This is a genomic window from Halomonas sp. B23F22_20 (assembly GCF_043496985.1).
Taxonomy (GTDB): domain Bacteria; phylum Pseudomonadota; class Gammaproteobacteria; order Pseudomonadales; family Halomonadaceae; genus Halomonas.
Genome location: NZ_JBIEKH010000033.1, coordinates 19,944 through 34,337, shown reverse-complemented (window position 1 = coordinate 34,337; position 14,394 = coordinate 19,944). Strand labels below are relative to the sequence as shown.

Genomic DNA, 14,394 nt, shown 5'->3' with positions numbered 1-14,394 from the left:
CGGAGAGCGCGCATTCCATCAAGGCCAGGCACCGGGTGTGCCGTTCATAGGCCGGATATAAGCGTGCAGTCCTCACCTGATGCGTCGTCGCTTCTGGCTTGCACAACGGGACGGGTCCATATAAGCGGCAGATAGTGTGGTTGACAGCGGTGCTGGTGAGATGATGTGCGCAATACCCACCATGAATGCGCAGGGGCTTGGCGAATAGCCTCGGTCTCATCTGCTCTCCATGCCATCTTCCGCGATACCTGCTATCCGGCTATCAGCAGGGTATGCTTTTCCCGAGTGCCAAGGCTGTGTATCCAACCGCGGCGGGGGAGCGAGCGTGGTAAAGCTCATTGGGTGGAGAATGATCGTGATGGGGTTTCAGTATGCCCTCGGCAGCGAGAGTATGGGATGGTCGCCTTCGGTGGTGGCTCCTCAAGCTGACGTGGAGAATGGCAAGCGCAAGCGTCAAGCTCTGCCGGGGAGGCATGGCAGTGGTCGCCTTGTTGCGTCTTGGAAGCAGGTCGGCATCGCGCTTCTACCTCGGCCGCAACCAGATTTCGCTGATTCCATCCCTTATGTTGCGATGATTCGAGCCTCCTTGAGCCCTTGCCTATGAGAGGGATGCGACGCTGGGCATGCGGTGCGTTGCTCCTGGCAGTGCTGAGCGTTGCTGGCCCCTGCTTTGGGGCGGTGTCGACCTTGGTGATTGTCCCCGGCGAGCCGGGGCAGCGGCTGGACCGGCGGTTGCTAGCCGAACTGGGGGATCGGCTGGAAGCCGAGCAGGGCCCCGGGGCCCTGCAGGTCGTGTATCTGCGCGGTGGCGCAGTATCGACTGAGTCGCTATATGAGACACTGCTTCGACGCGATCTCCTGGAGGGGGCCAGGGTCATCCTGCTCCACGATGCCGCGGTGGCGGCTTACCGGAGGCTCGTCGCGACCCGGCAGGGAGTCGCGGCGGAGCACTTGGTCGCCTATGGCGTGTTTTCCCCGATCTATCGTCAGTGGCTGCGCCAGCAAGGGGCGGGACACCTCGATTTGTTGCCGGTATTGCTGCGTCATCTGGCCTGGGTGCGTCATGCCAGCGGTGCCCCCAGGCTGGTGGGATGGGTCACGCTGAATTCTCCCCTGCGCGCCCTGGAGAGCATCCTGACGGAAGGAGAGGGGCGCGTGGATGCCCTGGGCATCCTGGGACAAGACCTGCCTGGTGCGAGTGACAACGCCGCCCATGTCTTGCTGGCCTTGCCTGACCTGGCGCAGCGTCGGCAGGCGTTATCGCTGCTGCGGGAAGCTGGTAGCGTCTGGTGTCTGATGTCTGAATGGTTGAAGGACGGTTGTATTGGCGGCGTGCAGCCGGATGCCGTGAAAGCGGCCGAACGCTTGCTGACACTGCTGGAAAGTAGCGGTGAGGCGACGGCGCCAGCCGGACCACGGATGCGCTATGCCGCTCGCCAGCATGTGACGGAGTCGCTGCGCGACGATGTGCAGTATGTCGAGGTGTCAGCCGGCGTGGCGAATCGTCTTCGGTGGGACGATCGACTGATTCTCGGTGCCTTGGGGCTGACCGTCATCGCCGTGATGGCGATGCTGGTGGCGATGATGTGGGAGCGTCGCCGTCGCCGGCGGCGTCTGCGTTTCGACATCGACGAGCTGACCGGCCTGCCAGGCCGCCCGCGACTTGAACGTCGCCTGCAGGACTATCTCGAGAGCCGGCATCGCTTTCAACTGTTCTGGATCGGCTTCGATCGTCTGGACGGCCTGCGAGACTCATTGGGTGCCGCCGGCAGCGAGGAGGCGATCCAGCGCATTGTCAAACGACTGCGCCGTGTCACCCGTGGAGTAGGTTATGTCGCCCATATCGAAGGCGACGTCTTTGCCGTCATGAGCGTTCTACCGGTGGCAGAGGATGGCCGTTCTCCGGTCGGAATGGCGTTGGCTGAGCGGCTTCAGGAGAGCCTGTCGGCTCCGTTTCAGATTGGTCGCGCCGACCGGATGCTGTTGCCTCGGATCGGTGTCGCCTTGTCGGCCGAGCACAAGACGCCGTTCGCGCTATTGGAAGAGGCGCAGGGAGCCGCACGACAGGTGTTGCGGAGTGGGGAGCGGCGCCCCCGTATGCTGATGGTCGAATCCGTGGTTTCCAAAGAGCGTTTCCTGGCCCTCACCGATGCCCTGGAGCGATTGCCCCCGGAGCGACTCGCGGAACAGTTGCGGCTGAGCGTCGAGCCACGCTTTCTGCTGGCGGATCGTCGTCGCTGTGGCGGTGAGCTCATCATACGCTGGCGGCATCCCCATTGGGGGGAGGTGCCTCAGGAAGAGCTGGTCAGGCTGGCCGAGACGGCGGGCAGTCGCGCCTTGCTGGATCGCACGGTGTGTCGATTGGCTGTCGAGGGCCTGGCGAGTCTGGCGCTTGCCGTGCGAGATGGCGAAGGTGTCTATTCCATTCCTACGCGATGGGCGCTTCCGGTTGGCATCGGGCAAGTCATGGATACGTCGTTCGTCGACGAACTGGCGAATCGATGCGAGGAGCTGGCGTTGGCGCCCTCATGCTTCGAGCTGCAAGTGCGGGGCGAGGAACTGGGCGAGCCTTGGCCGCTGCAGACGGCGCTGCGCCACTGCCGTGACCGAGGATTCGGGGTGGCCCTCAAGGGGTTTGCGCACTCTTCCCATGCGCTGGATGCCATCTTTCGCCAACCGCTGTCACGGCTGGTGCTGGAAGCCGAGCTGATGACGGGCATCCCGCGTGACCGGTCGGCCATCCTGCTGCTCAAGAGCCTGAGAGACATGGCCAAGTTGGGTGGACATCACATCACCGTGACCGGTGTGGCGACATCGGATCAATTGGTGGCGATCCGGGGAATGGATTTCGCTTCGGCCCAGGGGCGGCTCTTCGGTGCCGGCCAGCCGCTCGAGGTGCTGGCGGCAGGTTCGACTGCCGGTGAGGCGGAGACAACGTCGCCTGTCAGTGGCATGAGAACAACGAATCGAGCATGCATGGTGCGCGAGGAGTGGGGGGAGGATCCAGGCGTCATGGAGCCTGAGAGAGGCGGCGGCTGTAGTTCGGGCGGCGGTGATTGAAAGGGCCCGGCGGATAGCCGGGCCCCGGTGTGTCAGCCCTTTTGCCGAGATGCCTCGGCGTCGTCCTGATACGCGTCAGCGGTGACCAGCTCCAGTTGTTCATAGAAACGGGGGGCTGGTTCGGGTTCAGGCGGTGTCTCGAGGGCCACCGGCATGCCGCCTGGCACCTCGACCACCTCGCGCAGGCGTGCATAGTCGACAGGGTAGTCGAGTCCTTCGATGCTGGCGTCCACGAGATCCAGGGCTTCGGTGACCCGCTGAATGGTGGTGCCCTGTTTCTCGTCCAGGTAGGGGTAGGCCTGGACGAACAGCGTGCCGTCGGACCAGCCGAGCTTGAAGCTTTCGTTGATCAGCCGCACTTGTGTACCGACCGAGATCTGGTCAAACAGGCGCTCCACGTCTTCCGGCAGCATCCGCACGCAGCCATGGGAGACTCGCATGCCGACGCCTTCCGGCTTGTTGGTGCCGTGAATCAGGTAGCCGGGAATGCCGAGGCGCATCTTGCGGGTGCCGAGTGGGTTATCGGGGCCGGCAGGCACCACGCTGGGCAGCGGGTCGCCGGCCTCGGCATGCTCGCGGCGTATGGAGGCCGGCGGGTACCAGGCCGGGTCCTTGACCATCTGGGTGATGGTGGTGTTGCCCAGCGGGGTTTCCCAGTCCTGGCGTCCGACGCCGAGGGGGTAGGTCTGGACGATGCGCTGCTCATCCTGCTCGGCGGGAGGATAATAATAGAGACGCATTTCGGCCACGTTGATCACGATGCCGGTGCGCGGCGCGTCCGGGAGGATGAACTGGCCGGGAATCGTCACCTCTGTGCCTTCACCGGGATACCAGATGCTGACATCGGGGTTGGCGCGGACCATGGCGCGGTAGCCGATACCGTATTCATGGCCGATGTCGATCAGGGTGTCGTCCTCGTCGGCCACCACCGTAAAGACGTTGCCGACCAGGTCGCCTTCCTCAGGCAACGGATAATAGCCGCGCGGCAGGTCCTCGCTGGCGTGAAGGGGTGTGGCGAGGACGGTGCCCAGCCCGAACATCAGGGTGGCGCGGGCCATTGGCCCACGTAGGAGTGAAGGGGTCATCTTGGTCATCGTCTCGTCTGATGGGTCATGGGTCGCCGCCTGCACGAGGCCGCCGACCGTGGCGTTAGAGTGCCCGAGCTGGCAACGGTTCGCCAGTGGTGCGATATGCAAAGAGTGAGGAGTCAGGGGAGCTTCGCACCCTCTTGTCATGCCGCCGCGGCCTTGCGGTTGAGCGATTCGAGCAGGCTCTCGACGACCTCGAAGCGAGCCTCCTCGCTGGCCATTTCGGCCTCGAAGCGCAGGGTGTCTGCGCCATCCAGCCGATAGCGATTCGGTTCGCGCTGGATCATCTCCACCAGTATCAGCGGATCGACCCGGGTATGGCCGGCAAAGATCACTCTTCCTTTCTCGGGGCCGGCCTCGAGGCGGGCGATGCCCAACCGCTCGGCGCGCTGGCGCAAACGGGTCTGGCGCAGCAGGGTCTTGACCGGTGCCGGCAGCAGGCCGAAGCGATCGATCATCTCTACCTGAAGTTCCTTGAGCTCGGCCTCGGTCTCGGCGCTGGCAATGCGCTTGTACATCACCAGGCGCTGCTGAACGTCGTGCAGGTAGTCGTCGGGGATCAGTGCCGGCAGGTTGAGGCCGATCTCCACGCCCTCGTCGAGCGGTGCCTCGATATTTGGCGTCTTGCCCTCGCGAATTGCCTTCACGGCGCGGTCGAGCATCTGCATGTAGAGACTGTAGCCGAGCGCCTCCATCTGGCCGCTCTGCTCCTCGCCCAGCAGCTCCCCGGCGCCGCGGATCTCCATGTCGTGGCTGGCCAGCGTGAAGCCGGCGCCGAGATCCTCGGCCTGGCCGATGGCTTCCAGCCGCTTGACGGCATCGCGGCTCATGGCTCGTGGCGGCGGAGCCAGCAGGTAAGCGTAGGCCTGGTGGTGGCTGCGGCCGACCCGGCCGCGCAGCTGGTGCAGCTGGGCCAGACCGAACTTGTCGGCCCGTTCGATGACGATGGTGTTGGCACTGGGCACGTCGATGCCGGTCTCGATGATGGTCGAGCACACCAGCACGTTGAAGCGCTTGTGGTAGAAGTCGGACATCACCCGCTCGAGGGAGCGCTCGGGCAACTGGCCATGGGCCACGCCGACCCGTGCCTCGGGCACCAGGCCTCGGACCGTCTCGGCGGCGATTTCGATGGTCTTGACCTCGTTGTGCAGGAAGTAGACCTGGCCGCCCCGCAGGATCTCGCGCAGGATCGCTTCCTTGATCACCGCCTCGTCGCGCTGCTGGACGAAGGTCTTCACTGAAAGCCGCCGGGCCGGTGGAGTGGCGATGATCGAGAGATCGCGGATGCCGCTCATCGCCATGTTGAGGGTGCGAGGAATGGGCGTGGCGGTGAGCGTGAGAATATCCACCTCGGCGCGCAGGCTCTTCAGGCGCTCCTTCTGGGCGACCCCGAAACGATGCTCCTCGTCAATGACCAGCAGGCCCATCTTGGGGAAACGCATCGATTTCGACAGCAGCTTGTGGGTGCCGATGACGATGTCGGCCTGGCCTTCCTCGATGCGCTTCTTGGCGGCGGCTTGGCCCTGCCCGCCGGTGAAGCGCGACACCAGCTCGATGTTCACGGCGGTGTCGGCGAAGCGATCGCGGAAGTTTTCATAGTGCTGGCGGGCGAGCAGGGTGGTGGGGACCAGCACCACCACCTGGCGGCCGGAATGTACTGCCAGGAAGGCGGCGCGCATCGCGACCTCGGTCTTGCCGAAGCCGACGTCGCCACAGACGACTCGGTCCATGGGGCGCGGCGCGGTCATGTCGCCGACCACTGCCTCGATGGCGGCACGCTGGTCGGGTGTCTCCTCGAACGGGAAGCTGCCTGCGAAGCGTGCATATTCGGCGTCTGGTGCGGCGCAGGCGAAGCCCTCCCGAGCCTCGCGGCGGGCGTAGACGTCCAGCAGCTCGGCGGCGGTGTCGCGAATGCGTTCGGCCGCCTTCTTCTTGGCCTTGTCCCACTGTTCGGAGCCCAGCCGGTGCAGCGGGGCCAGCTCGTCGTCGACGCCGGCATAGCGCGAGATCAGGTGCAGGTTGTCCACCGGGACATAGAGCCTGGCGCCGTCGGCATATTCCAGGGCCACGAACTCGGCCGCCTGGCCGCCGGCCTCCAACGCCTCCAGGCCGCGGTAGCGGCCTACGCCGTGGGCCTGGTGGACCACCGGGGCGCCGGGTTTGAGTTCGGCCAGGTGACGGATGGCCAGTTCGCCGTCGTCGGTGGCCTTCTCGCGGCGTCGGCTCTGGCGGACCACCTCCCCGAACAGTTCGGTCTCGCCGATCACTGCCAGGTTAGGGGCTTCCAGCCACAGGCCGGCGTCGATGGTACCTTCGGTGATGGCGGTCCGGCTCGAGTCATCGAGGAAGGCGGCGAAGTCGTCGACATGGGGCAGGGCGATGCCCAGTGGCGCCAGGGTCTCCTCCAGCGCTTCGCGGCGGCCGCGAGACTCGGCCACGAACAGCACGCGGGTGTCGACATGCTCGGCCAGGAAGGCGTCGAGTTCGGCCAGGGGCTGCTTGGCCCTGGCATTGATCGGTAGCGTTGGGGCCGGTCGCGCGGCCGGCGCCACGGCATGCCGATGCTCGGCGTCGTCGGTGAGCTCGATTCTGGGATAGCGCTTGATGGCGCCGAAGGCCTCGGCCACCGGCACGAAGGCGCGATGCGGCGGCAGCAGTGGCCGAGTCGGGTCGACGCCGAGGTTTTCAAAGCGGCTCTCGATGGCCGCCCAGTGGTGCTCGGCGGCCTCGAAGACCCCGGGCAGCAGCGCCACTCGGGTACCCTCGGCCAGGTGGTCGAACAGCGTCGCCGTCTCCTCGAAGAACAGCGGCAGATACTGTTCGAGACCGGGGGAGGGGATGCCCTTGAGGGCGTCAACGTAGAGCGGGCACTGACGCGGGTCGACGTCGAACAGCGTCTCGAACGCTTCGCGGAAGCAGCCGATCGCGCCGCGGGACAGCGAGTACTCGTGGGCCGGCAGCAGCTCCACGCGCTCGACCTTGTCGGCGCTGCGCTGGGTGTCGGGATCGAAGTGGCGCAGGGTGTCGATCTCGTCGTCGAACAGGTCGATGCGAAGCGGGGCGTCGTAACCCATCGGGAAGAGATCGATCAGCGCGCCGCGCAGGGCGTATTCGCCGGGCTCATAGACCGTCTCGACGGCCCGGTAGCCAGCCCGCGACAGCCGGTCGCGGAACCCTTCACGATCCAGCGTCATGCCCACCTCGAGGGTGATCACCCGTCCGGCGATGTAGTCCACCGGGGGCAGGCGCTGCATCAGGGTGTTGATCGGTACCAGCACGATGCCGTGCTCGCCCTCCTGCAGGCGCCTCAGGGTACGCAGGCGAGCCGAGACGATGTCCTGGTGAGGGGAGAAACTGTCGTAGGGCAGAGTTTCCCAGTCGGGAAAGGGCATCACCGGCAGCCGCGAGTAGAAGGCGAGATCGCCTTCCAGGCGCTGAGCGGCGGCGGTATCGGCGGTGATCACCAGCAGCGGGGCGTCCTCGGCCAGATGGGCCAGCGCCAGGGCTGTGGCGCTGCCGGGAGGCGTCTGCCAGTAGAGCGTGTCGCGCAGCCCCTGAGGGCGCGGCGGATCGAGTGGCGAGAAGGTCGGCATGGCGTCGCTTGCGTCGTGTCCAAGGGATAGCAGTGCGCATCATACCAGCCCCACACCGCCCTGTAGTGGCGAACGGCCCTATCGGTGACGGACGGGGACATGAAGCGCGTCTTGTAGTCAAAAGCGGGTTTCTGTAAATCCCCTACAGCGCCTGCGACCATCCCGTGATTGCCCTGGCGGGAAGGGGGCCGGATAATACTGCCGACATCTCAACCCCATAGAGAGGCCCCACGTGAGTCAGCAATCCCTCGATAGCGTCTTCCAGGCATGGCACGACAATCAGGCGATCGCCGAGCAGATGATCCCGCTGATCGGCAGCCTCTATCGCCAAAATAACGTCGTGACCACCCTGTACGGCCGTTCGCTGTTCAATCGCAGCGTGATCCGGATCCTCAAGGACCACCGGTTCGTGCGCAAGATCGAGGGCACCGAGCTGTCCGTCCAGGATACCTTCCCGCTGGTCGAGGCCATGACCCGGCTGAACCTGGGGCCGGCCCACGTCGACGTGGGCAAGCTGGGCGTGGCCTACAAGAAACAGGGGGGCGGCGACGCCGAGGCCTTCCTGCGCAAGGAGCTGGCCGAGATCGTCGACGGCCACTGCGCCGATACCGGTAACGGCGAGCCCAAGGACGTGGTGCTTTACGGCTTCGGTCGCATCGGCCGCATCCTGGCCCGGGTGCTGGTCGAGAAGGCCGGCGGCGGTAACCTGCTGCGCCTGCGTGCCATCGTGGTGCGCGGCCGCGGCGACATCGCCAAGGATCTGGAAAAGCGTGCCAGCCTGCTGCGTCGCGACAGCGTCCACGGGCCCTTCGAAGGCACCATCAGCGTCGATGCCGAAGCACGCACCCTGACCGCCAACGGCAACGTCATCCAGGTGATCTACGCCGATTCGCCGGCCGATGTCGATTACACCGATTACGGCATCCAAAACGCCGTGGTGGTCGACAACACCGGCATCTGGCGTGACGAGGATGGTCTCGGCCAGCACCTGGCCTGCAAGGGCGTGGCCAAGGCGCTGCTGACGGCGCCGGGCAAGGGCGACGTCAAGAACATCGTCTACGGTATCAACCACCAGGACATCAGCGCCGATGATCGCATCATCTCGGCGGCATCCTGTACCACCAACGCCATCGTGCCGACCCTCAAGGCGCTCAACGACGAGTACGGCATCGCCCACGGTCACGTCGAGACGGTGCACTCCTATACCAACGACCAGAACCTGATCGACAACTACCACAAGGGTGACCGCCGCGGGCGTAGCGCTCCGTTGAACATGGTGCTGACCGAAACCGGCGCGGCCAAGGCGGTGGCCAAGGCGTTGCCGGAGCTGGGCGGCAAGTTGACCGGCAACGCCATTCGAGTGCCGACGCCCAATGTCTCCATGGCGATCCTCAACCTGACCCTGGAGCGCGAGACCGACGTGGCGTCGCTCAACGACTACCTGCGCCGCATGTCGATCGACTCCCAGTACCAGAAGCAGATCGACTACGTCGATTCGCCGGAGGTGGTCTCCACCGATTTCGTCGGCAATCGCCACGCCGGCATCGTCGATGCCCAGGCGACCATTGCCAACGGCAAGCATGCAGTGCTCTACGTGTGGTATGACAACGAGTTCGGCTACAGCTGCCAGGTGATCCGCATCCTGCAGCACATCTCCAACGTCGATTTCCTCAAGCTGCCCCGCGCCCAGGGGTAAGTGCTTCCCGCTCCCGGCCACGCCGGGAGCGCCCTGTCTCCAAACGGCTATCCGTCAACGCTTTTTTGACTCTCCCGGCGATCTCGCTGCGGCGAGCACTTGCCCGTGTGCGACCTTCGGCAGGTAGTCATTCCAGCGGCTTCTCTTTATAATACGGGGGATTTTTCCGGGGTGGTTCGAGCGCGTCTCGAGCCCGACTGGCGTCATTCTGACAACCTACAAGAATCCGATCCATTCGCACCCCTTTCCTTCGTATATCAGATCCATCAACTGGGCGAGACTATGATCGAAGTCAAGAAAGGCCTGGATCTCCCCATCACGGGAGCACCGGAGCAGCGCATCGAGAATGCGCGTCCGGTACGCCACGTGGCCGTTCTCGGTACCGACTATATCGGCATGAAGCCGACCATGGAGGTCCGAGAGGGAGACAAGGTCAAACTGGGCCAGCTGCTCTTCACCGACAAGAAGATCGACGGCGTGCGCTTCACCGCACCTGCCGCCGGCGAGGTCGTGGCCATCCACCGTGGCGAGAAACGCAGGCTGCTGTCGGTGGTGATCAAGGTCGACGAGTCCGAAGAAGCGGTGGAATTCTCCGCCCACGGCCGTGACAAGCTGGCCTCCCTGGAGCGCCAGGTCGTGGTCGACCAGCTGGTCGAGTCCGGCCTGTGGACGGCGCTGCGCGCCCGGCCGTACTCGCGGACCCCGGCTCTCGACAGTACGCCGGAGAACATCTTCGTCACCGCCATCGACACCCATCCGCTCTCCGCCGACCCCACTGTCATCATCAACGAGCAGCCCCAGGCTTTCGAGGATGGTCTCAAGGTGTTGTCGCGTTTGACCGAGGGCAAGGTGTTCCTGTGCACCGCGCCGGAGGCCCAGGTGCCCGGCGGCGACGTGGCCGGCGTGCAGACCGAGACCTTCGGCGGGCGGCATCCCGCCGGTCTGGTCGGCACCCATATCCATCACCTCTCGCCCGTGGCCCTGCACAAGCAGGTCTGGCACATCGGCTATCAGGACGTCATCGCCTTCGGCAAGCTCTTCGCCGAGGGCAAGCTCGACGTCAGCCGCGTGGTGGCCATCGGCGGGCCGCGCGCCGAGCAGCCGCGCCTGGTGCGCACCCGGGTGGGTGCCAGCACCGAGGAGCTGCTGGCCGGCGAGGTCCGCGAGCCCGAGGATACCCGGGTGATCTCCGGCTCGGTGTTCTCCGGTTTCACCGCCGAGGGCAGCCTGCGCTTCCTGGGCCGCTTCCACCAGCAGTTCAGCCTGCTCGAGGAAGGCAACAAGCGCACCTTCATGGGCTGGCTGTCGCCCGGCGGCAATCGGCATTCGATCCTCGGCATCTACCTGTCGCGGATCAAGGGCCTGCACGACTACGCGCCGACCACCTCCACCAACGGCTCGGAGCGGGCCATGGTGCCGGTGGGCGCCTACGAGGAAGTGATGCCGCTGGACATCCTGCCCACCCAGCTGCTGCGCTCGCTGATCGTCGGCGACATCGAGACGGCGATGCAGCTCGGCTGCCTGGAGCTGGATGAGGAGGACCTGGCGCTGTGCACCTACGTGTGCCCCGGCAAGTACGAATACGGTCCCATCCTGCGTGACAACCTCACCATGATCGAGAAAGAGGCCTGATGATGGGTATCCGACAGACACTCGACAATCTCGAGCCGCACTTTCACAAGGGTGGCAAGTACGAGAAGTTCTACCCGCTCTACGAGGCGGTGGACACCATCTTCTACACGCCGCCGAGCGTCGCCAAGACCACGGCTCACGTGCGTGATGGCATTGACCTGAAGCGCATCATGATCACGGTGTGGCTGTGCACCTTCCCGGCCATGTTCTTCGGCATGTGGAACGCCGGCTGGCAGGCCAACCTGGCCATCGCCGACGGCTTCGGCGCGCCGGGCGGCTGGCGCGAGGCCATCGTCATGACCCTGGCCGGCGGCCACGAGGCCGGCAGCCTGTGGGCCAACTTCGTGCTTGGCGCCACCTACTTCCTGCCGATCTACCTGGTGACCTTCGCGGTGGGCGGCTTCTGGGAAGTGCTGTTCGCCATCAAGCGCGGCCACGAGGTCAACGAGGGCTTCTTCGTCACCTCGGTGCTGTATGCGCTGATTCTCCCCGCGACCATTCCGCTGTGGCAGGTGGCGCTTGGCATCACCTTCGGCGTGGTGATCGGCAAGGAGATCTTCGGCGGCACCGGCAAGAACTTCCTCAACCCGGCGCTGACCGGCCGTGCCTTCCTTTACTTTGCCTATCCGGCGCAGATCTCCGGTGACGCCGTGTGGGTGGCCGCCGACGGCTATACCGGTGCCACCGCGCTCTCCACTGCCTTCCAGAGCGGCATGAGCGCGCTGACCGACCAGTTCAGCTGGTGGGATGCCTTCCTCGGTTTCATCCCCGGCTCGGTGGGCGAGACCTCGACGCTGGCGATCCTGATCGGTGCGGCCGTGTTGCTGTGGACCAAGATTGCCTCCTGGCGAATCATGCTGGGCGTGTTCCTGGGCATGGTGGCGACCACGCTGCTGTTCAACCTGATCGGCTCCGACACCAATCCGATGTTCGCCATGCCCTGGTACTGGCACCTGGTGGTCGGCGGTTTCGCCTTCGGCATGGTGTTCATGGCCACCGATCCGGTCTCCGCGTCCATGACCAACCCCGGGCGCCTGATCTTCGGGGCCCTGATCGGCGTCATGACCGTGCTGATCCGCGTCGTCAACCCGGCCTTCCCGGAGGGCATCATGCTGGCGATCCTGTTCGCCAACCTGTTCGCTCCGCTGATCGACCACTTCTTTGTTCAGGCCAACATCAAGCGCCGCCAGCAGCGCACCGGTGTCCCGGCCGAGGAGAACGCCTGATGGCACAGAGCAACAACTCCATCAAGAAGATCCTGACGGTGGCGTTCGCACTTTGCATCGTGTGTTCGGTGATCGTCTCTACCGCCGCGGTCGGCCTGCGCTCCAAGCAGCAGCTCAACCAGGAGCTGGATCGCAAGTCGAACATCCTCGACGTGGCGGGCCTCTATGAGCCCGGCACCGATATCGAGGAGGCCTTCGAGCAGGTCACGCCGCGCGTCGTCGACCTGAGAAGCGGCGAGTATACGGACCAGTTCGACCCGCAAACCTACGACAGCTTCCAGGCGGCCAAGGATCCGGCCCAGTCCCGCACCCTCTCCGGGGAGAAGGACATCGCCGGGTTGTCTCGTCAGGAGAACTACAGCACCATCTACCTGGTGGGTAATCCCGACGATCCCGAGCAGATCATCCTGCCGATCCGTGGTCAGGGCCTGTGGGGCCTGATGCGTGGCTACCTGGCGGTGCGCGGTGATGGCAACACCATCGAGGGCATCACCTTCTATTCTCACTCCGAGACGCCTGGCCTCGGCGGTGAAGTCGACAACCCGCGCTGGAAGGCCCAGTGGGACGGCAAGGAGATCTTCGCCGACGCCGACAGCGTTCAGCCGGACATCGCCCTGGTCAAGGGCGGTGCCAGCGGCGAGACCGAGGTTGATGCGCTCTCCGGCGCCTCGCTGACCAGCAATGGCGTCACCAACCTCCTGCAGTTCTGGCTGAGCCCCGAGGGCTTCGGCGAGTACCTCGCCCGGTTCCGCAGCGGCATTGAGCGGGAAGCCGTGCAGGATGCCTCCACCGACTCTGAAGGAGCCTGAAGATGTCTGAACCGACTCCCAAGGGCGTCCTGACGACGCCGATCTTCAAGAACAACCCTATCGCGCTGCAGATCCTGGGGATCTGCTCCGCGCTGGCGGTGACCAGCAGCATGAGCGTGTCGCTGGTCATGTCGCTGGCGGTGATCTTCGTCACGGCATTCTCGAACTTCTTCGTGTCGCTGATCCGTAACCATATTCCGTCGTCGATCCGCATCATCGTGCAGATGACCATCATCGCCTCGCTGGTGATCGTGGTGGACCAGATCCTCAAGGCCTACGCCTATGAGATGTCCAAGCAGCTGTCGGTGTTCGTCGGCCTGATCATCACCAACTGCATCGTGATGGGCCGCGCCGAGGGCTTCGCCATGACCAACAGCCCGGGGCTGTCCTTCCTGGACGGCGTCGGCAATGGCCTGGGTTACGGTTTCATCCTGATGACCGTCGGCTTCTTCCGCGAGCTGCTGGGTTCTGGCTCCGTGTTCGGCTTCACGGTGCTCGAGACTGTGCAGAACGGAGGCTGGTACGTGCCCAACGGCCTGCTACTGCTGCCGCCGTCGGCGTTCTTCATTATCGGTCTGATCATCTGGGCGCTGCGTGCGATCAACCCGGAGCAGATCGAGGAGAACGAGTTCAAGATGAAGGAAAATACCCAGCCGAAGGAGGCCGTGTAAGATGCAACACTATCTGAGCCTGTTCGTCGCCTCGGTCTTCGTCGAGAACATGGCCCTGGCGTTCTTCCTGGGCATGTGTACTTTCCTGGCGGTGTCCAAGAAGGTGTCCTCGGCCATCGGTCTGGGCATTGCGGTGATCGCGGTGCTGGTGATTACCGTCCCGGTCAATAACTTGCTGTTGACCTATCTGCTGGGCGAGGGAGCGCTGACCTGGACCGGTCTGCCCGGCGCCGAGAACATCGACCTGTCGTTCCTCGGCTACCTGAGCTATATCGGGGTCATCGCGGCCATCGTGCAGATCATGGAGATGTTCCTCGACAAGTACGTGCCGGCGCTCTACAACGCCCTGGGCGTCTTCTTGCCGCTGATCACCGTAAACTGCGCGATCCTCGGTGCGACCCTGTTCATGTCCGAGCGGAACTACAACTTCGGCGAGTCCGTGGTCTACGGCCTCGGTGCGGGTGTGGGCTGGGCGCTGGCCATCACCGCGCTGGCCGGCATCCGCGAGAAGCTCAAGTACAGCGACGTGCCTGGTTCCCTGCAGGGCCTTGGCATCACCTTCATCACGGTGGGCCTGATGTCGCTGGGCTTCATGTCCTTCTCCGGCATCCAGCTCTGA

At 64.7% G+C, this 14,394-nt stretch carries 9 protein-coding genes; 7 read left to right on the top strand and 2 right to left on the bottom strand.

Features of this window, described 5'->3' with window-relative positions:
- Positions 1-609: 609 nt before the first annotated feature.
- Positions 610-3,060, top strand: coding sequence for an EAL domain-containing protein (locus ACGTN6_RS19180; RefSeq protein WP_394594567.1), 2,451 nt, complete (start codon positions 610-612; stop codon positions 3,058-3,060).
- Between the two features lie 32 nt (positions 3,061-3,092).
- Here ACGTN6_RS19180 and ACGTN6_RS19175 read toward each other — a convergent pair whose 3' ends face one another.
- Positions 3,093-4,145, bottom strand: a complete 1,053-nt coding sequence (locus ACGTN6_RS19175) for a L,D-transpeptidase family protein (protein WP_394594566.1) — start codon at positions 4,143-4,145, stop codon at positions 3,093-3,095.
- Positions 4,146-4,291: 146 nt separating this feature from the next.
- Complete coding sequence (gene mfd / locus ACGTN6_RS19170) at positions 4,292-7,741, bottom strand: transcription-repair coupling factor (protein ID WP_394594565.1); 3,450 nt, start codon at positions 7,739-7,741, stop codon at positions 4,292-4,294.
- Positions 7,742-7,973: 232 nt separating this feature from the next.
- On the opposite strand from mfd, the gene ACGTN6_RS19165 reads away from it, so the two are divergent.
- The 6 genes from ACGTN6_RS19165 to nqrE all read left to right on the top strand — a co-directional run bounded on the left by ACGTN6_RS19165 (position 7,974) and on the right by nqrE (position 14,394).
- Complete coding sequence (locus ACGTN6_RS19165; protein WP_394594564.1) at positions 7,974-9,437, top strand: glyceraldehyde-3-phosphate dehydrogenase; 1,464 nt, start codon at positions 7,974-7,976, stop codon at positions 9,435-9,437.
- 282 nt (positions 9,438-9,719) lie between these two features.
- On the top strand, positions 9,720-11,069 hold the full coding sequence (locus ACGTN6_RS19160; protein WP_394594563.1) for a Na(+)-translocating NADH-quinone reductase subunit A: 1,350 nt from the start codon (positions 9,720-9,722) through the stop codon (positions 11,067-11,069).
- Positions 11,069-12,295: an NADH:ubiquinone reductase (Na(+)-transporting) subunit B gene (locus ACGTN6_RS19155; protein ID WP_394594562.1), complete on the top strand. Its 1,227-nt coding sequence runs from the start codon at positions 11,069-11,071 to the stop codon at positions 12,293-12,295. The genes ACGTN6_RS19160 and ACGTN6_RS19155 overlap by 1 nt, the downstream gene beginning before the upstream one ends.
- Positions 12,295-13,104 (top strand): Na(+)-translocating NADH-quinone reductase subunit C, encoded by an 810-nt coding sequence (locus ACGTN6_RS19150; RefSeq protein ID WP_394594561.1) that lies wholly within the window; start codon positions 12,295-12,297, stop codon positions 13,102-13,104. Before ACGTN6_RS19155 ends, ACGTN6_RS19150 begins: the two co-directional genes overlap by 1 nt.
- A 2-nt stretch (positions 13,105-13,106) precedes the next feature.
- A complete protein-coding gene (locus ACGTN6_RS19145; protein ID WP_394594560.1) occupies positions 13,107-13,775 on the top strand; it encodes an NADH:ubiquinone reductase (Na(+)-transporting) subunit D in 669 nt (222 codons plus the stop codon).
- Position 13,776: 1 nt separating this feature from the next.
- Positions 13,777-14,394, top strand: a complete 618-nt coding sequence (gene nqrE / locus ACGTN6_RS19140; protein WP_394594559.1) for an NADH:ubiquinone reductase (Na(+)-transporting) subunit E — start codon at positions 13,777-13,779, stop codon at positions 14,392-14,394.

What these genes read in the sequence shown, in the direction of transcription:
- ACGTN6_RS19155 (WP_394594562.1), top strand. Translation starts at nt 11,069, where the DNA reads ATGATGGGTATCCGACAGACACTCGACAATCTCGAGCCGCACTTTCAC.
- ACGTN6_RS19145 (WP_394594560.1), top strand. Translation starts at nt 13,107, where the DNA reads ATGTCTGAACCGACTCCCAAGGGCGTCCTGACGACGCCGATCTTCAAG.
- ACGTN6_RS19175 (WP_394594566.1), bottom strand. Translation starts at nt 4,145, where the DNA reads ATGACCCCTTCACTCCTACGTGGGCCAATGGCCCGCGCCACCCTGATG.
- ACGTN6_RS19180 (WP_394594567.1), top strand. Translation starts at nt 610, where the DNA reads ATGCGACGCTGGGCATGCGGTGCGTTGCTCCTGGCAGTGCTGAGCGTT.
- nqrE (WP_394594559.1), top strand. Translation starts at nt 13,777, where the DNA reads ATGCAACACTATCTGAGCCTGTTCGTCGCCTCGGTCTTCGTCGAGAAC.
- ACGTN6_RS19160 (WP_394594563.1), top strand. Translation starts at nt 9,720, where the DNA reads ATGATCGAAGTCAAGAAAGGCCTGGATCTCCCCATCACGGGAGCACCG.
- ACGTN6_RS19150 (WP_394594561.1), top strand. Translation starts at nt 12,295, where the DNA reads ATGGCACAGAGCAACAACTCCATCAAGAAGATCCTGACGGTGGCGTTC.
- mfd (WP_394594565.1), bottom strand. Translation starts at nt 7,741, where the DNA reads ATGCCGACCTTCTCGCCACTCGATCCGCCGCGCCCTCAGGGGCTGCGC.